The following is a 16,879-nucleotide window of genomic DNA, read 5'->3' as shown; positions in this document are numbered from 1 at the left end:
TGCGGGCGGTTTGTCGATAACCGTGCAATCTTAGCCATCGGCGTTCCGCGCTCCCATTCATGCCAAATTACGGCTTTCCTTTGTGCGTCCATACGTCGTGGTTTGGTCATCGACACAGTCCTTCAAATTCAAAGTTCTACACTGTGTTGCAGTGACCGGCTGAATCCATCACCACTAATTTTAGGGGGGATTACCATCCCACTGTTGGTCCAGGCGAAAGAGCATTACATTAGGGTGAAAATCTCCAAGCGAGGGCTGTGATGTTACGATCCATGGGACGTCGATTTCTGATTGTGGGCGCATTGGTGCTGCTGATGTTTGTGCCCTTGTTCTTTGCGGCGGAGATCATTCAGGGGCGCAAGTCCTTCTCCATTTCGACCATCGAGTCGGTGGGGCGTGAATGGGGCGGGGCGCAGATCTTGTCGGGGCCACAGCTGGTGATCCCGGTGCAGCGCGAAGTGACGCGGTTTATCAGCCGTCCCAAGGTGAACCCGGTGACAGGCGCGGTGATGCTGGATCCGGAAACCGGCAAAGAGCTGCAGGATCGATTTGAACAGATCGTCCAGGAGGAGGGCGAGCCGGTTTTCATTTATCCGCAAACATTTACCCTGGATCTGAACACAGCGGCGCAGATCCGGACCCGCGGTATTTTTGCGGTGCCGGTCTATCAGGCGGAGGCAGCTTTTGCCTTTGATTTCGTGACGGAACAGGCCACATCCGTGCTGCAGGACGAGGAAGCCCTGTTGTGGGACAAGGCTTATGTGCGGGTGCTGGTCTCCTCGAACCGGGCGTTGCGCGGCGTGGCGACACTGACCGGTGGCGACCAGCAATTTCCGCTCGAGCCCTTTACCTATGGCAGTGGCATTCAGGCGCAGGTGGGGGATCCACGTGGGCTCGGAGGATTTGAGCTGGCCCTTGGGTTTAACGGCGCGCAATATCTGCATGTGACCCCGGTGGGGCGCGACAGCGCGGTGACCTTTACCAGTGACTGGCCGCATCCGTCCTTTGACGGGGCGTTTCTACCCGACAGGCGTGAGATCAGCGAGAGCGGCTTTACCGCCGAGTGGCGCATTCCGCATCTGGCGCGCGCTTTGTCGCAAGTCTCTCGCTCGGATCCCGATGGGGTGGCGCGCGATGCGTTTTCCTTTGGGGTGCGCTTCCTGCAACCCAATGATTTTTATCAAAAAGCCTATCGTGCTGCGCGGTACGGTATCCTGTTTGTCGCCCTGACATTCCTGACCATTCTGTTGGTTGAAAAGGGGCGCGACAAGCCGGTGCACCCGGTGCAATACCTGATGGTCGGGTTGGCGCAGTCCTTGTTTGTCCTGCTGATGGTGGCCTATGCTGAACTGATCGGATTTGGTGCGGCCTACGCGTTGTCGGCGGGGGCGACGATTGTTCTGCTGACCGTCTTTGGCTGGCTGGCGCTGAAATTAGGGCGGCGGACCTTGGTCTTGGGTTCGGTTTTGGTGGTGGTCTACGCGGTGCTATATATGATCCTGCGGTCGGCCGATTATGCGCTGATGGCCGGGGCGACTCTGGCCTTCCTAGCGCTGGCTTTGACCATGTTTGCCACCCGCAACGAGGATTGGTTTGGCCCGGAGCGCCCCAAGAAACCGGCCAAGGTCAAAGGCCCATGGAAAGCCGCGTCAAAGGGCGATAACACGCCTGCACCAAACGACACGCCCCCGGCGTAACAGCAGGCTGCAGAAATTCTGCGGCGGCGTGTTGTTTGGGCGCAGGCGCGCGCTTACCTTATGGAAAATCATGTATTTTCTGCGCCACACAGGTCGCGGATGGGGGATCGAGATATGAAGTACCGCAAGCTTGGAACCAGCGACCTGAACGTGTCGCGCATTTGCCTGGGCACGATGACCTGGGGCCAGCAGAACACCTATGAGGATGCAGCCGCCCAGATGGATCTGGCGCTGGATCGCGGGGTGAATTTCTGGGACACAGCCGAGGTTTACCCGGTGCCGATCTCCAACGACGTGTCCGGCGCCACCGAAGAGATTATTGGCCAGTGGTTTGAGGCAACCGGGCGCCGAAACGAGGTGATCGTGGCGACCAAGATGGTTGGCCCGGCCCCATTTTGCCGGGGGCGGGGTCTGTTGCCTGCGGATGTCGAAGAGGCCGTGGATGGCTCGCTCAAGCGGCTGAAAACGGATGTGATTGACCTTTATCAGCTGCATTGGCCGCAGCGGCAGGTCAACGGTTTTGCGCAGCGGGATTTTCAGGCGGATCTGCACACCTCTTTTGCGGGGGAAGATCTGGAAGGCATGTTGGAAGCGCTGGCGCGGATGATCGAAAAGGGCAAGATCCGCGAGATCGGTGTCTCGAATGAGACGCCCTGGGGCATCATGAAATACCTGCGTCTGGCCGAAGACAAAGGTCTGCCGCGTATTCAGGCGAGCCAGAACCCCTATAACCTGTTGCAGCGCAATTGGGATGTCTCCACCGCTGAGGTCGCGATGCATGAACGGGTTGATCTGCTGGCCTATTCTCCACTGGGTGGCGGGGTGCTGACCGGGAAATACCTCAATGGGCAACAGCCTGACGGCGCGCGTTTCTCGGAAACCTGGGGCGCGGGTGTGATGACCAAACACTACGAGAACCGCGACAGTGATATCGTGCGCAAATATGCCACGCTGGCGCAGGACAATGGGATGAGCCCGACCCAGCTGGCGATCGCTTTTGTGAATTCGCGGGCCTATCTGGGATCCAACATCATCGGTGCCACAACTATCGCCCAGCTTGAGGAATGTCTCTCCGCCGAAGAGATCACCCTGAGCGGCGAGGTGTTGAGCGCGATTGAAGCGCTGCATGACGCCCACCCCAGCCCGTCCTTGGGCAGCAAGGGCATGCGCGACGCGGGCTGAGTGGGTATAGGCGCGGCGCGTGGGATCTGCGCGCCGCAAGCAAGGTTAAATGAGCCAAAGGCGCAAGCCCCGTCATTGATGTGGGGCTTTGCCATGGTGTAAGGGGCGGGTATGCCCGTGATCTTGACTATTCTGCTGTTGGGTGTGTTTGCCTATCTTTACTGGAAGCGCAAAACCACCACATTGACCCGCAATTGTCGTTGGCGGGAAAATCGCCGCGCGGGCCATTGGGATTGCGCCTTTTGCGGGGCGCGGGTGGAGGGCGCTACGGCCCCCAAAGACTGCAAAGCAGGGGCGCGAAATTAAGCGCTGTCCGGTGCAACACCATCAGTGAAAACCGGCGTAAACCCACCAAAGATCAGGCGTTTGCCGTCAAAGGGCATGTCCTGCATCGATTGGGTCAAGGCGGGATCTTCCTGCATGGTTTTCCAGCCGGCTTCGCGGGTTTCCTTGTCCGGCCAAATGGTCCAGGACATCACCACGGTCTCTCCCTCCTGACATTTTACGGCCATCGGGAACGAGGTCTGCTCCCCGTCTGGCACATCATCGCCCCAATTCTCACACAGGCCGATGGCACCGTGGGCCTGCATCAGGGGCCAGAATTCCTTTATGTGGGCGATATAGGCGTTCTTTTTGTCGGTAGGGACGGCGGCAACAAATCCATCGATATAAGTCATGGGCTCTCTCCTGCGCTGGGTTGACGAGATCGGTCGTGTCAGCGGCCACAGGGTATCCGAAAACCGCGCCCAAATCACCTGTTCGGGCGCGCAGGGGGTGGATGGCGGATTGGGCAGGGGGGATTTTGTGATCAAATTCTATGGTCTGCGGTGCAAGCGGTGCTTGCCATTCCAGATTTTCCCAGTCTTTCTTTGGTAAAAAACGGGGATTGAATATGACCAAGATGGGAACCGCAATGCCGCCCGAGGATGCCGCCGCACGGCGTGCGGTGGCGCCGGTGATCTGCTATCCGAATGAGACTCTGCCGGATGTGCCGCTCACGCTCTATCACAGCGCGCGCGCAGAGGCCGACAAGGTGGACGAGGTGCTGGTGCAGCCCCGCGATGCGGCCTGTTTTACGGTGCCTGCGGGGCAGTTCTTTCGCATCTCCTCGGTTGAGGGGCCGCAGGTGGGGGATTTGAACCTGTGGCATGCCAATGACCTGAGCGAACGGTTTTATTCTGGCAAGACACGGGCGCTGCATGGCACCCATTTGACCACTGGCGAGCGTATGTGGACCAGCTTTCCCCATATGCGGGCGATGGCGACCATCGTGGCGGATACCTTGGGCTGGTACGGGGTGGATGAATTTGGCGGCTCGGTCCATGATGTGATTGGCACCCGTTGTGATCCCTATACCGGCAATCTCTTGTCGGAGGTGCAGTACCACCATTGCTGTCATTCCAATCTCACCCGCGCCCTGGCGGATCATCTGGGCGTGAGTCTGGCTGAGGCGGAACCCCATGTGCATGATGTGCTGAACGTCTTTATGTGCACCGGTTTCACCCGCGACACCGGTCAGTATTTCATGAAGGCCAGCCCGGTACGGCCGGGAGATTACCTTGAATTTTTCGCAGAGATCGATCTGCTTGGCGCGTTGAGCGCCTGTCCCGGAGGGGATTGCTCATCCGAGCACACCAGTAACACTGCCGCGTGCCATCCGTTGCTGGTTGAGGTCTTTGCCCCTAAGGCAGGCGCATTGGAGGGATGGCAGAGCCCGACCAAGAACGGCTACGATCAAAGCCACGGACGGTAGCGGTTTTGGCCCCCAAGGCCGCAGAGTGGGTGCGGCCTTGAGGCGTTTTATACATCAGATGTGGAGCTGATCAGGCAAAGGCTGCCTTGAGCGCGATTTCAACCATGTCGCCAAAGCTGCGTTCGCGTTCATCGGACGGCACGGCCTCACCCGTTTGCAAATGATCCGAAACAGTCAGAACCGCCAAGGCGCGTGCATCATAGCGCGCGGCGAGCGTGTAAAGCTCCGCCGCTTCCATTTCGACGCCCAGGATATTGTGGCGCACCATCTGTTCATTGAGATCCGCGCGTTCGTCGTAAAACGTATCCGACGAATAAATTCCGCCCACATGCACGCCCACGTCCAGGATTTCTGCGGCATGGGCGGCTGCGTGCAGCAGACCCCAATCGGCGCAGGGCGCGAAATTCACTTCGCGCATGATGCTGTCCGAAGGCGAGCCCACTGTAGTTGCAGTCATGGCAATAATCACGTCGCGAATATTGACCTTGGCCAGCATGCCTCCACAGGAGCCGATGCGGATCAGGGTTTTGGCCCCAAAATTGCGGATCAGCTCATTTGTGTAGATCGAAAGCGACGGCATCCCCATACCGCTGCCTTGGATCGTCACAGGATGGCCATTCCACGTGCCGGTGTAACCCAGCATGCCACGCACCTCATTTACAAGGCGTGCATCGTCCAAAAAGGTTTCGGCCGCCCATTTCGCGCGATAGGGATCGCCGGGCAATAAAACCGTTTCAGCAATATCGCCGGGCGCGGCGCCAATATGAATAGTCACTCGTTCACCTCAAAAGTGGAGTCAGATTTCCAATTCTGAGATATCGGCACCAGCTGTCAATGCGGCATGGACCCAATGGGGTTTACGGCCACGGCCGCTCCAGGTTTCGTCCGGGTTTTGCGGGTTGCGATACTTGGGCGCTGCCTTGCCTTTTTTACCGGTGTTGCGAGCAGTTGCGGCGATCTCTTCGAGCGAGAAACCGAATTTTGCCGCGGCTTCTTCTGCAGCGCGCAAAGCTTCGGTGCGTTCACGCTCTTCGGCGCGTTGGATCGCCGTGTCCAGGTTCGAGCGCAATTCGATGAGCTCAAGCCGAGACATGGTCGAAAGATCGATTGTCATTAGTCTTCTCCAAATTAGTTCCACCATAATATATGGCGTACTCTGCTTTATGAAATAAAACAGAACCTGCTTTCATCAACTAATTTGGCAATTTTTCGCTTTTTTTGCCGATTTTAACTTTCTACTTCCCCAGAAATAGCGAGGTCGGTAATGTCACTCATCATAGAATTGAGTTCAAAGTCCTTTGGCGTGAAAACGCGGGACACACCCATTTCTTTGAGTTTTGCCGAATCTTCGTCTGGAATAATACCACCAACGATCACCGGAAGGTTTTCTAACCCGGCGTCGCGCAGGCGATTTAGGGTTTCTTCGACCAGGGGCAAATGGCTTCCCGAAAGAATGGAAAGTCCCAAAACATGGGCTTTGTCGTCCTGGGCGGATTGCACCAATTCCGCAGGCGTCAGGCGAATACCGTCATAGGTAATATCCATGCCGCAGTCGCGCGCACGATAGGCAATTTGTTCAGCGCCATTGGAATGGCCATCAAGACCGGGTTTGCCAATCACGAATTTCAAACGACGGCCCAATTTGTCGCTGGCGGCAGCCACCTGATCGCGCAGATCTTCGAGGTTTTCGGTCTTGTTCGACATGCTGGCAGAAACCCCGGTAGGGCCACGATAGATGCCGTGTACTCGGCGCATTTCTTCTGCCCATTCGCCGGTGGTGACACCGGCCTTGGCGGCCTGGATGGAGGGCTCCATGATATTGGCACCGCTGCTCGCAGCCTCGCGCAGCGCGCTGAGGGCGGTTGCGACAGCTGCGTCATCACGTTCTGTGCGCCAGGCATTCAGGCGGGCGATTTGCTCTTCTTCCACGGCGGGGTCGACAACCATGATGCCGCCGTCCTGCGTTTGCAGCGGCGAGGGCTCGCCTTCGGTCCAGCGGTTGACGCCCACAACTGTGGTCTCACCACGTTCTATGCGGTTCAGACGGTCGGCGTTTGATTCCACCAGACGGGATTTCATATATTCTATCGACTGCACCGCACCGCCCATCGCGCCGAGGTTGGCGAGTTCGGCGCGCGCGCGCTCTTTCAGGGCCTCAACCTTGGCATCGACCACCGGGTTGCCATCAAACAGATCGCCATATTCCAGCAGGTCGGTTTCATAGGCGAGGATCTGTTGCATGCGCATGGACCATTGCTGATCCCAGGGGCGCGGCAGGCCCAGGGCTTCGTTCCAGGCAGGTAGCTGTACGGCGCGGGCGCGGGCCTTTTTCGACAGGGTCACCGCTAGCATTTCGATCAGGATCCGGTAGACGTTGTTTTCCGGCTGCTGTTCGGTCAGGCCCAGGGAATTGACCTGTACGCCATAGCGGAAGCGGCGGAACTTAGACTCCGCAACCCCATAGCGTTCTTGGCAAATTTCATCCCACAGGTCGACAAAGGCGCGCATTTTGCACATCTCGGTGACAAATCGGATGCCCGCATTCACAAAGAAAGAGATGCGCCCGACCATTGCCGGGAAGTCATCTGGATCCACCCGTGGCTGCAGCTCATCCAGCACCGCCTGTGCGGTCGCCAGAGCAAAGGCGAGCTCTTGCTCGGGCGTCGCGCCGGCCTCTTGCAGATGGTAGGAACAGACGTTCATCGGATTCCATTTGGGGATATTGCGGTAGCAGTATTCCGCCACGTCGCCGATCATTTTCAGGCTGGGTTTGGGCGGGCAGATATATGTGCCGCGGCTCAGGTATTCTTTGATCAGGTCGTTTTGAACGGTGCCCTGCAGCTTTGTGATATCGGCGCCCTGTTCCTCGGCTGCGGCCACGTAGAGCGACAAAAGCCAGGGTGCTGTGGCGTTGATCGTCATCGAGGTGTTCATCTGTTCCAGCGGGATCTGGTCGAACAGGGTGCGCATATCACCAAGATGGCAGACGGGTACGCCGACCTTGCCGACCTCACCACGGGCCAGAACATGGTCACTATCATAACCGGTCTGGGTGGGTAGATCAAAGGCCACCGACAGGCCGGTCTGCCCCTTGGCTAGATTGGCGCGGTAGAGCGCGTTTGACTTGGTCGCGGTGGAATGGCCCGCATAGGTGCGGATCAGCCAGGGGCGGTCGGTCTTGGTCTCTTGCTGCGTCTGCGACATGGTTAACCTCGTGAATCTATGTGGGTAATTTTATTTCGTTTTATTGCTATAGATCGTAATTTTGAACCTTTGTCAATTCGCTGCGTTGCGGCATGTGCAGGGTTTTTATTTGGCAGTGACACAACGGAGTTTCGGGCGGAGTTGCGTAGTGCAGGGTTGGCGCGCGCTTTCCTTGCTGCAATCCAAAGGGGAAGTTTCAATCCATTAAATACATTTAAGATTGCATACGGAAAAATGTAAGTAGGGCTATTAATGCATTGGTTAAGTCGGGCTTGTGTGATTTATTTCACATAGACCGATCCTTTAAGATTGGCGGCGGATTCGTAAAGCTGCGGATATTTTGCGGAGAATTCGCCAAACCATATCGGCTAGTTTTTGATGTGTCGCCGCAAGCAAGATTAGACGAGGAAATACCACCTGACGTCAGGGAAAGCTGTGTCCGCAAAACTGAAATATTCGTTTTGTGGAACATCGGCAGGAGTCCGGCCGGGATCTGGAACGCAGGGGCCTATGTGCGTGGTGTCAAAAGAATCTAGTGTTTTTCAAAACTGGTGCGGCGACTGGTCCACGCTCCTGCGAGTGGCGCCATGTCGTGCTGCAGGTGCGAAGAGATTGCTGCGATAGCAAGGTCATAAAATTACAAAAAAGACACCTATGGGGTTGCAATATTACTTTGCGGTTTCTATTCCTGTTGGGGAGGCCGCGATTCTGCACTGCGGCGATGCTGTTGAGGGAAGGAGGCCAACATGGCTTTGGACAACGAGAACCAGGCGCTTGCTTATGATGCGCCACAAAAAGACCTCTACGAGATGGGTGAAATCCCTCCGATGGGATATGTGCCCAAGCAAATGTATGCCTGGGCCATTCGTCGGGAACGCCATGGTGAGCCGGATACGGCGATGCTGCAGGAAGTTGTGGATGTGCCCAAACTGGACAGCTACGAAGTGCTGGTTCTGGTGATGGCTGCGGGTGTGAACTATAATGGTGTTTGGGCCGGGCTGGGCAAGCCGATCAGCCCGTTTGATGTTCACGGTGCGCCGTTCCACATTGCCGGTTCTGATGCGTCGGGCATCGTTTGGGCCGTGGGAGACAAGGTAAAGCGCTGGAAGATTGGCGACGAGGTTGTGATCCATTGCAACCAGGATGACGGCGACGACGAGGAATGTAACGGCGGCGATCCGATGTATTCCGAAAGCCAACGCATCTGGGGCTACGAGACGCCGGATGGATCCTTTGCCCAGTTCACCAATGTTCAGGCGCAACAGTTGATGCCGCGTCCCAAACATCTGACCTGGGAAGAGAGCGCCTGTTACACGCTGACGCTCGCCACCGCCTATCGGATGTTGTTTGGTCACGAGCCGCATGATCTGAAGCCGGGTCAGAATGTTCTGGTGTGGGGCGCTTCTGGCGGTCTGGGGTCTTATGCGATCCAGCTGATCAACACGGCCGGTGCCAATGCGATTGGTGTGATCTCGGACGAGAGCAAACGCGATTTTGTTATGGGGTTGGGCGCCAAGGGTGTGATCAACCGCAATGACTTCAATTGCTGGGGGCAGCTGCCCACGGTGAATACGCCGGAGTATAACACCTGGCTGAAAGAGGCGCGCAAATTCGGCAAGGCGATCTGGGAGATCACTGGCAAGGGCGTCAACGTCGACATGGTGTTTGAACACCCCGGTGAGAAAACATTCCCGGTGTCTTCGCTGGTCTGTAAAAAGGGCGGCATGGTTGTGATCTGCGCTGGGACGTCGGGGTTCAACTGTACCTTTGACGTGCGTTACATGTGGATGCACCAGAAGCGTTTGCAGGGCTCGCACTTTGCCCATCTCAAGCAAGCAGCCGCGGCCAACAAGCTGATGGTAGAGCGTCGCTTGGATCCCTGCATGTCAGAGGTGTTCAGCTGGGCCGATCTGCCCGAGGCACATATGAAAATGCTGCGCAATGAACATAAGCCAGGCAATATGTCGGTGCTGGTTCAGGCCCCCAAAACCGGGCTGCGCACGTTGGAAGATGTGTTGGAAGTCGACAAGTAAACCAGCGATAGAAAGACACGACCTAGGGCTCCGCCTCTGTTCAGTCAAGGAACAGGGCAGGGCCCTTTTTCTATTGAAATCAGCCCAATAGCCTCGCTTTTTTCAAATTTTCTTCCGAAGATGGTCAGAAATTTGTTCACAATGAGAACTTTCTGATAGAGAATAAGAACAAATTTACGGATTTAGAAATGTTTCCGTTGACCGAAAAAGGTTAATGAAGAAACCTGAAATATGTTAAGAATTGGGAAAGGTGCGGGCAAGGCGACACAACGCTCTGAGGGGCGTGTGAAGCTGCGCGGTAGTGGTTCAAGAAATATGGAGAACAGGGACGATTTGGACCAGATTCTCGACGCGTTGGCCGCTACGATGACTTTGCCCGGGTTGCAAACGATCGTTGAACGCCTGACAGATTACCTGAGCGTCGATCATGCGGTTTACCATTGGGTGGACAGCCAGGGGGACCACTATCATTTTGGGACCTACACCGAAGCCTGGGTAGAACGCTACCAGGACGAAGACTATGTGCGTGTCGATCCGGTGGTTGCGGGCTGTTACCAGAATTTTCACCCACTTGATTGGCGTCGTCTTGATTGGAGCACGCGCAAAGTGCGGGCTTTCCTAAGCGATGCTTTGGAGCATGGTGTCGGGAACCAGGGCTATTCCATTCCGATCCGTGGCCCCAGTGGCCAGTTTGCAGTGTTCACCCTAAGCCATAATTGCAGTGATTCTGCCTGGGACGCCTTTATTGCGGCCTATAATCGAGAGCTGCTTTTGCTGGCACATTTCTTCAATCGCAAGGCATTGGAGTTCGAACCAGGCCGGTTGGACCTGCTGGACATCAGCCTGTCCCCGCGTGAGGTAGACGCCTTAACGTTGTTGGCACAAGGTCAAAGCAGGGCCCAAGTTGCGAGTAGTTTATCCATATCTGAGCACACTTTACGGGTATATATCGAAAGTGCGCGATATAAATTAGGCGCTGCAAACACAACTCATGCGATTGCACGCGCAACGAGCATAGGCTTGATCGTCATATGACGTAGGGATGACTATCATTTACTATTAAGTCTTTGGTACGTAGCACATCGTGGTGCCTACTGTCCCCGTTTCAAGCAAAAGGGGACAAATTATGCTTCGTTACATCTATCGCCACGACCTTCACCAATTCCCGAAGCTCGCCCGCTCCATGCATCTGGATCGTGCGGATCAGTTCCACACCCGGCTGGGATGGGACGTCAACCTTGACGCGAATGGGGAAGAGCATGATCAGTATGACCAGCTCGACCCGCTTTATGTCATCTGGCAGCAACCCGATGGCAGCCATGGGGGATCCATGCGGTTTTTGCCAACCACTGGACCCGTTATGGTTAATGACTTTTTCCTCGACCTCACCGGAGGGGTGCCGCTGCAAAGCCCGCTGATTTGGGAGAGCACCCGGTTCTGCCTGGCGCGCGACGTCTCAGGCAATGTGGCTGGTGCGTTGACGCTGGCCGGGATCGAGGTGATGCGCAACTTTGGCATTGAACATTTCGCTGGGGTTTTTGACCGGCGGATGGTGCGGATCTACCGCAGTCTGGGCTTCAGTCCCGAGGTGATTGGACGCCGCGGCGAAGGGCGAGATCAGATCTGTCTGGGCCTTTGGGAGTATTCGCCCGAGGTCTATGAACGGGTGGCCGCGCGCTGTGAGATTGCGATGGAGACCTCGCAGCGGTGGTTCGATCATTCCTTCGGTGCCGTCGCGCCGCAAGTGCCCGTCAACCCAGCGCAGTTTGCTGCGGAATAAATCGCCAGATCAGGATGGGGGCGGCCGTATGGTGTCTGGTGCCGTCGGCCCCATCCCTGTAGTGTCGCGCCATGACAGCGACACCCATACAGTTTTCCGACGATCAGGCCTCGGCCTTTGACAGTGTGACCGAGGCCCTGCGTGCAGCAGGTGTCGATCTGGATGATGGGCTTTTGCAATCTCCGATGGGCGAAAGCGGCGTGCGCGCAGTGATCGGCAAGGCGGGGTCCGGTAAGACGCTGTTGCTGGCAGAGCTTTATAAAGCCTTGGAAAATTCCGGGGTTGATGTTGTGTCCGGCGATTATGAAAGCCGTAAGAAAACCGACCGGCGGACCCTGGCCATTCTGGCACCAACCAACAAGGCAGCCAGTGTTTTGCGCCTACGCGGCGTGCCGGCCACCACCATTCACCGCATTCTGTATACACCGGTCTATGACCCGGAATATGAGAAGATCGCCGAATGGCTGGCGGGTCAGGGCGATGAGCCTGATATGGAAGGTCTGACCGAAGAGGCGTTGGCGCGGGCGCAGGCCTTTTACGAGAAAAACAAATCAATCCCCGGTGCGCTGGCGGCGGCGGGGCTACGAGGGTCGGATTTTATCACCGGCTGGAAACGGCGCGAGGAGCCGTTGGACATCGGCTTTGTCGATGAGGCCTCGATGCTGGATGATCGCCAGTTCGACGATCTGAAAGAGATCTTTCCCAATCTGGTGTTGTTTGGCGACCCGGCCCAGCTGGCACCGGTGAATCAGTCCGGCTCGATGGTGTTTGACGCCCTGCCGGAAGAGCACCGGCTGATCTTGAACCGCATTCACCGGCAAAAGGCCGACAACCCGATCCTGGATCTTGCCCATGCGCTGGCGGATCCGCAGCTTGGGTTTGACGATTTCGAACGGATGATCGAGGAGACCGCCCAACGGGACGAACGGGTGGTCTGGGGGCAGCGGGTTGAAGTGGATCTGATGGCGCGCTCACCGGTTCTGGTCTGGCGCAACAATACCCGCATCCGGCTGATCAACGCGTTTCGTGCCGTTTATGGCGCGCCCGAAGATGAGCTGTTGGCGGGGGAGCCTTTGATCTGTGACGGGATCGAGCTGCCGATGAAACACCGCAAAAAACGTCTGGATCTTGAGGCGCGCGGCCTGATCAAAGGCGCACAAGTGGTCTATCTTGGTCCCGGGCGTAAACCGGGGTTTTCACGGCTGCATGTGATGGGGGCAGAGGATCCGCAGGTCTCTGCGGCCTCGATCGTGAAAATCGAAAAACCCGATGAAGAAGAACCCTTTATCCCCTTTGCCGCCCGGATGGGCGCGACGTTTCTACATGGTGCGGCGGTGACTATCCACAAGGCGCAAGGCAGTCAATGGGACACGGCGCAGGTCTTTGCCCCGGATATCTACGCTGCTGCCCGCATGGGACGGGTCGAGGCGGGGCAGCCTTTGTGGAAACGGCTGGCCTATGTGGCGATCACCCGGGCGCAGGAACGTCTGATCTGGGTGGTGCGCAACCGATTGGCAAAGCCGAGCGATACGCTGCGGGTGGATGACCTCAAGGTCGCGCCGGTGGCTTTGCAGCTGGAGGCACAGGAGGAGGAGGTCTCATGAGTCGGAGCATCATCATCACCGGGGCGAGTTCCGGGATTGGGCAAGCAACGGCAGAGCTGTTCCTCGCGTCCGGCTGGACGGTCGGCCTGTTGGCACGGCGGGCGGAGCGTTTGGAGGCGATCGCTGCCGGTCATCGCCGTGCTATTGTGTTGGCAGCGGATGTGACCAAACCGGATGAGGTCACAGCGGCGTTTGACCATTTCGCCGCGCAGGCCGGGCATTTGGATGTTTTGTTCAACAATGCCGGTATCTTTACCGCCTCTGGCCTGATTGATGAGATCGCGCTGGAGGACTGGTATGCCTCGCTCTATGTGAACCTCACCGGCATGTTTCTGGCAGCACGGGCCGCGTTCGCCCAGATGCGCAAACAGGTGCTCATGGGTGGGCGGTCATCAACAATGGCTCTATTGCCGCCCATGTGCCACGGCCCAATTCCATGCCTTATGCGGCGACCAAGGCGGCGATCCCCGGTATGACCAAATCCCTGTCTTTGGATGGGCGGGCGTTTAACATTGCCTGTGGTCAGATTGACATCGGCAATGCGCGCACGCCGATGGTGGAAGATCTGATCGCGCGCGCCACCGAGGCCGATCCGAACGCGCTTGTGATGGAGAGCTTTGCGGTCGAGGATGCAGCGCGTTCCGTGCTGCATATGGGCGATCTGCCGCCGGAAGCAAATGTGCAGTTTATGACGGTGATCGCGACCAAGATGCCCTATATTGGGCGGGGGTGAATGCGGCGCGGGGAGGGCTCCCGCCATCCCCGTTGTACTGCAGGAGCTGTTGGGCGTGGCGCCTCTGGCAGGCCAGAGGCGCGGTGCTGCCGCGATCAGCGGTTGCGCAAAAGGCGGAATATGGCCGAAGCGCCCCAACCAGAAATCATCGCAATCGCCAGTGCCAAAAGTCCATAAAGCACAGGTTGTTCGCGCGAGAGGATAAAGAGGAAACGTTCCAGGCCGACCTTGCGCACGTCGATGCTGCTGTCGTGATCGGCGATCACCTTGCCGCTGCGGGTCAGTAGGATGCGGGCGGTATATTCGCCTTCCGTCAGGTCGGGGGGCATTTGGATCGTCGTGCGAAACAGGGTTTGCTGGTCTATTTGGACCGTATTTTCCAAAAACGCATATTTGGCCTGGTTTTCGCGGATGCGCACCAGAGCCTCGACATAATCTTGCGCTTGTTCATGGGCGACTTTGGCGCCAATGGACAGGATGGCGCGTTCGATTGAGACCCGGTAGCGGCGGTCATTGGACAGGCTCAGCATCTCTTCAAACGGGGCGCTGGTGGCCACTGCATAGAAGATCGGCGCGCGATCCACGGTGACAGAATCCACATTGGTCCAGATGCCAAAGCGTTTGCCCTTGCGGCGCACCACAGCCGGAACCGAAGGCCCTGAGAGCGTGACCAGCACATGTAACGGGTCGCCGTCGGGCAGGGGGGATTCCCGTTTCACCGCCCCAAAGATCAGGATTTCGGAGCCGTCAAAGTCGGTGGTGATTTCCACTTGGTTCTGGCTGAAGCCAAGCACGACCTCTTCCTGCGCATGGGCCGCCGGCAGGGACAGGAATAGTGAGAACAGCAGGGTGAAAACAATCCGCATCCTAGCCTCCTGCCACATTGGTGATGGAGAAAAGCTCGGAGGGTTCCAGCAGCAGATCAAGCGCCAGCTTGCCGCAGACCGCCAGAACGATCACTGCCAACAGGATCCGCAGTTGTTCCGACTTGAGGTATGAGCCCAAGCGGGTGCCAAATTGTGCACCGATCACGCCACCGACCAGCAACAGGAAGGCCAGTACGATGTCCACAGTCTGGTTGGTGATGGCATGCATCATCGTTGTGGCGCCGGTCACGGTAATGATCTGAAACAGCGAGGTGCCGATCACCACTTTGGTTGGAATGCCCAGCACATAGATCATCGCGGGCACCATAATAAAGCCGCCGCCGACCCCCATGATCGCCGTTAGTATCCCCACCAAAAAGCCCACCAGAATTGGCGGGATCACCGAGATATAAAGCTGCGAGGTGCGAAAGCGAGTTTTCAGCGGCATCTTGTGCACCCAGCCGCGTTGCTTGCGTTTGGGCGGTGCGCCGCGTCGGGATTTGCGCAGGGCGTTGACGCTTTCGATGAACATCAGCCCGCCAACAATGCCGAGGAAGACCACGTAGCAGAGCGTGACAAACAGATCGACCTGGCCCAGGGATTTCAAGTAGTTGAAGACCGCAATACCGCAGGCTGCCCCTATCAAACCGCCAAGTTGCAGCACTATCCCCATTTTGAGATCGACGGTGCGTCGGCGCCAATGAGCCAAGACACCCGAGACCGAGGAGGCCACGATCTGGTTCGCCCCCGTGGCCACGGCTACCGCTGGTGGCACGCCGATAAAAAACAGCAAGGGGGTCAGAAGAAAGCCACCTCCGACGCCGAACATGCCCGACAGGATGCCAACAAGCCCGCCGAGGCCGAGTAACGTGAATGCGTTGACCGAAATTTCCGCGATGGGGAGGTAGATATTCATGCTCTTTGTTAGCCCGGTGCAGCCCGGCAAAGCAACTACGGATTACTGCGCTGCCAAAACAGATCTGATAGCAATTTGTACTCCCTTTAACGCCGGGGAAACCGGATTTCTCACCGTAAAGTTGAGCTTGTCTAGCTCCAATTATGCGCTTTGCCTCATAATCAATTCTTTCGAACTATTGATCTGGTGAAGCAAGGTCGCTTCAAGGTCTTGCGAGAGCCGCATCCTCCAATCCATTTTGTGTAGGGGCGATTGCCCAAGGAGTTTCTCGGCCCTTTCAATTGAAAGCATGTCTGGACGTTGTTCCAACTCCAGTCGTAGGAATTGTGGATGCATTCCCGATATGCGCGGAACCTTTTTCCAATCTGACAAGAAGGCACTGTCGTGGCTTATCAAGTATCCAAATAAGTGGTGAAACCAGTAGTACGGAAAATTTGCGTATTGGTCCGCTGTCGAGGGGTGAACGTGGGCCATAGCGTCTACTATAAACGGATTTCCATCTCTTGGATCCATAATGAGTTTTCGACTTCGTTGCCAATAACGTCTTACATGCTGCCGCCACGTTTGTATCAGCTGTGAACCAGAGTCTGCAGCGAGAAACCACGAAGCAATTGGGCGCATTGGGTCTGATAAGGAAAAGGCAAAGAAGCCGTTTGCGGATAGATGGTGGATCCATTCTTCGAGTGCTCGGGTTGGACACACTGATGAATCCACCCAAACACTACCATATTCGCCAAGAAGTTCGATCCTCACGATGTCGGATAGGGCTGCGAGGGAAGATCTAGAACATGGCTAGGGTAGTCTTTTCAGAGCTGTCGGACGTCTTGTTCGTCTAGAATTCGCAATTCAAAATTCGGATTCAGCTCTTCCCAGGCTTTGAATGCTATGGACGGAATTTGCGGCGCGTTTTCCCTGCCATCAAGCCACAGTGACCAGATCATCGAAGGTATCATGTTGTTTCTTCCTTATCGAAGTCTAGCGAAGAGCACATGGCCGCGGATTTTAATCTCATACCCTTGAAGTGGTCCGTCAAAATTGGACGGGGTGCTACGATGTATCCAACGTTGAAAACAGGATACACGAATGACGAAGAGACGCAGTTTTTCCGAAA

15 protein-coding genes and 2 pseudogenes are annotated in these 16,879 nt (G+C 56.7%); 9 read left to right on the top strand and 8 right to left on the bottom strand.

All coding sequences use genetic code 11. The annotated features are described in order from the left end of the window. The first annotated feature begins 272 nt into the window (after positions 1–272). From creD to KMP13_RS19850, 3 genes are all read left to right on the top strand, one after another. Positions 273–1,697 carry a cell envelope integrity protein CreD gene (creD, locus tag KMP13_RS19860; protein WP_251363974.1) on the top strand — a complete coding sequence of 475 codons (1,425 nt, stop codon included), beginning with the start codon at positions 273–275 and terminating at the stop codon, positions 1,695–1,697. 114 nt (positions 1,698–1,811) lie between these two features. Further along, entirely contained in the window at positions 1,812–2,879 is a 1,068-nt protein-coding gene (locus KMP13_RS19855) for an aldo/keto reductase (protein ID WP_215267770.1), read from the top strand. Between the two features lie 111 nt (positions 2,880–2,990). Next, a complete protein-coding gene (locus tag KMP13_RS19850; protein ID WP_215267769.1) occupies positions 2,991–3,185 on the top strand; it encodes a hypothetical protein in 195 nt (64 codons plus the stop codon). Here KMP13_RS19850 and KMP13_RS19845 read toward each other — a convergent pair. Continuing rightward, positions 3,182–3,556: a DUF1428 domain-containing protein gene (locus KMP13_RS19845; protein ID WP_215267768.1), complete on the bottom strand. Its 375-nt coding sequence runs from the start codon at positions 3,554–3,556 to the stop codon at positions 3,182–3,184. The two genes, KMP13_RS19850 and KMP13_RS19845, sit on opposite strands and share 4 nt — an antisense overlap. 215 nt (positions 3,557–3,771) lie before the next feature. Between KMP13_RS19845 and KMP13_RS19840 the strand changes: the two genes are divergently transcribed. Further along, a complete protein-coding gene (locus KMP13_RS19840) occupies positions 3,772–4,632 on the top strand; it encodes an urea carboxylase-associated family protein (RefSeq protein WP_215267767.1) in 861 nt (286 codons plus the stop codon). Positions 4,633–4,702: 70 nt separating this feature from the next. On the opposite strand, the gene deoD is transcribed toward KMP13_RS19840, so the two are convergent. From deoD to KMP13_RS19825, 3 genes are all read right to left on the bottom strand, one after another. Next, a complete protein-coding gene (deoD, locus tag KMP13_RS19835; protein WP_215267766.1) occupies positions 4,703–5,407 on the bottom strand; it encodes a purine-nucleoside phosphorylase in 705 nt (234 codons plus the stop codon). Positions 5,408–5,428: 21 nt separating this feature from the next. Next, complete coding sequence (locus tag KMP13_RS19830) at positions 5,429–5,746, bottom strand: H-NS histone family protein (protein WP_215267765.1); 318 nt, start codon at positions 5,744–5,746, stop codon at positions 5,429–5,431. Between the two features lie 113 nt (positions 5,747–5,859). After that, positions 5,860–7,836: a protein meaA gene (locus tag KMP13_RS19825; protein WP_215267764.1), complete on the bottom strand. Its 1,977-nt coding sequence runs from the start codon at positions 7,834–7,836 to the stop codon at positions 5,860–5,862. Between the two features lie 746 nt (positions 7,837–8,582). On the opposite strand from KMP13_RS19825, the gene ccrA reads away from it, so the two are divergent. The 5 genes and pseudogenes from ccrA (at position 8,583) to KMP13_RS19800 (ending at position 13,986) form a co-directional block, all read left to right on the top strand. Beyond that, positions 8,583–9,869, top strand: coding sequence for a crotonyl-CoA carboxylase/reductase (ccrA, locus tag KMP13_RS19820; protein ID WP_215267763.1), 1,287 nt, complete (start codon positions 8,583–8,585; stop codon positions 9,867–9,869). Between the two features lie 315 nt (positions 9,870–10,184). Then, on the top strand, positions 10,185–10,904 hold the full coding sequence (locus KMP13_RS19815) for a helix-turn-helix transcriptional regulator (protein WP_215267771.1): 720 nt from the start codon (positions 10,185–10,187) through the stop codon (positions 10,902–10,904). Positions 10,905–10,995: 91 nt separating this feature from the next. Continuing rightward, on the top strand, positions 10,996–11,649 hold the full coding sequence (locus KMP13_RS19810) for an acyl-homoserine-lactone synthase (RefSeq protein WP_215267762.1): 654 nt from the start codon (positions 10,996–10,998) through the stop codon (positions 11,647–11,649). 71 nt (positions 11,650–11,720) lie between these two features. Beyond that, positions 11,721–13,253 carry an ATP-dependent DNA helicase gene (locus KMP13_RS19805; protein ID WP_215267761.1) on the top strand — a complete coding sequence of 511 codons (1,533 nt, stop codon included), beginning with the start codon at positions 11,721–11,723 and terminating at the stop codon, positions 13,251–13,253. Continuing rightward, a pseudogene (locus tag KMP13_RS19800) lies at positions 13,250–13,986 on the top strand (SDR family oxidoreductase). Before KMP13_RS19805 ends, KMP13_RS19800 begins: the two are co-directional and overlap by 4 nt. Before the next feature lie 95 nt (positions 13,987–14,081). Here the strand turns inward: KMP13_RS19800 and KMP13_RS19795 are convergent. From KMP13_RS19795 to KMP13_RS21020, 4 genes and pseudogenes are all read right to left on the bottom strand, one after another. After that, on the bottom strand, positions 14,082–14,852 hold the full coding sequence (locus KMP13_RS19795) for a TIGR02186 family protein (RefSeq protein ID WP_215267760.1): 771 nt from the start codon (positions 14,850–14,852) through the stop codon (positions 14,082–14,084). A 1-nt stretch (position 14,853) separates the two neighbouring features. Continuing rightward, positions 14,854–15,768 (bottom strand): sulfite exporter TauE/SafE family protein, encoded by a 915-nt coding sequence (locus KMP13_RS19790; RefSeq protein ID WP_215267759.1) that lies wholly within the window; start codon positions 15,766–15,768, stop codon positions 14,854–14,856. Positions 15,769–15,909: 141 nt separating this feature from the next. After that, positions 15,910–16,530: pseudogene (locus KMP13_RS21025) on the bottom strand (capsular polysaccharide synthesis protein); the annotation flags it as partial. 44 nt (positions 16,531–16,574) lie between these two features. Further along, positions 16,575–16,721 carry a capsular polysaccharide synthesis protein gene (locus KMP13_RS21020; protein WP_353055736.1) on the bottom strand — a complete coding sequence of 49 codons (147 nt, stop codon included), beginning with the start codon at positions 16,719–16,721 and terminating at the stop codon, positions 16,575–16,577. Positions 16,722–16,879 lie beyond the last annotated feature (158 nt).

This window comes from Epibacterium ulvae, from assembly GCF_018678075.1.
In the GTDB taxonomy this organism is placed as follows: domain Bacteria; phylum Pseudomonadota; class Alphaproteobacteria; order Rhodobacterales; family Rhodobacteraceae; genus Epibacterium; species Epibacterium ulvae_A.
The sequence above is the reverse complement of the archived record's forward strand: the minus strand, read 5'-3'. Positions and strand labels throughout refer to the sequence as shown.

Excerpts from the sequence above, each read along its gene's own strand:
- KMP13_RS21020 (WP_353055736.1), bottom strand. The coding sequence starts at position 16,721 with ATGATACCTTCGATGATCTGGTCACTGTGGCTTGATGGCAGGGAAAAC.
- KMP13_RS19830 (WP_215267765.1), bottom strand. The coding sequence starts at position 5,746 with ATGACAATCGATCTTTCGACCATGTCTCGGCTTGAGCTCATCGAATTG.
- creD (WP_251363974.1), top strand. The coding sequence starts at position 273 with ATGGGACGTCGATTTCTGATTGTGGGCGCATTGGTGCTGCTGATGTTT.
- KMP13_RS19815 (WP_215267771.1), top strand. The coding sequence starts at position 10,185 with ATGGAGAACAGGGACGATTTGGACCAGATTCTCGACGCGTTGGCCGCT.
- KMP13_RS19855 (WP_215267770.1), top strand. The coding sequence starts at position 1,812 with ATGAAGTACCGCAAGCTTGGAACCAGCGACCTGAACGTGTCGCGCATT.
- KMP13_RS19840 (WP_215267767.1), top strand. The coding sequence starts at position 3,772 with ATGACCAAGATGGGAACCGCAATGCCGCCCGAGGATGCCGCCGCACGG.
- KMP13_RS19845 (WP_215267768.1), bottom strand. The coding sequence starts at position 3,556 with ATGACTTATATCGATGGATTTGTTGCCGCCGTCCCTACCGACAAAAAG.
- KMP13_RS19805 (WP_215267761.1), top strand. The coding sequence starts at position 11,721 with ATGACAGCGACACCCATACAGTTTTCCGACGATCAGGCCTCGGCCTTT.
- KMP13_RS19790 (WP_215267759.1), bottom strand. The coding sequence starts at position 15,768 with ATGAATATCTACCTCCCCATCGCGGAAATTTCGGTCAACGCATTCACG.
- KMP13_RS19825 (WP_215267764.1), bottom strand. The coding sequence starts at position 7,836 with ATGTCGCAGACGCAGCAAGAGACCAAGACCGACCGCCCCTGGCTGATC.
- KMP13_RS19810 (WP_215267762.1), top strand. The coding sequence starts at position 10,996 with ATGCTTCGTTACATCTATCGCCACGACCTTCACCAATTCCCGAAGCTC.
- KMP13_RS19850 (WP_215267769.1), top strand. The coding sequence starts at position 2,991 with ATGCCCGTGATCTTGACTATTCTGCTGTTGGGTGTGTTTGCCTATCTT.
- KMP13_RS19795 (WP_215267760.1), bottom strand. The coding sequence starts at position 14,852 with ATGCGGATTGTTTTCACCCTGCTGTTCTCACTATTCCTGTCCCTGCCG.
- ccrA (WP_215267763.1), top strand. The coding sequence starts at position 8,583 with ATGGCTTTGGACAACGAGAACCAGGCGCTTGCTTATGATGCGCCACAA.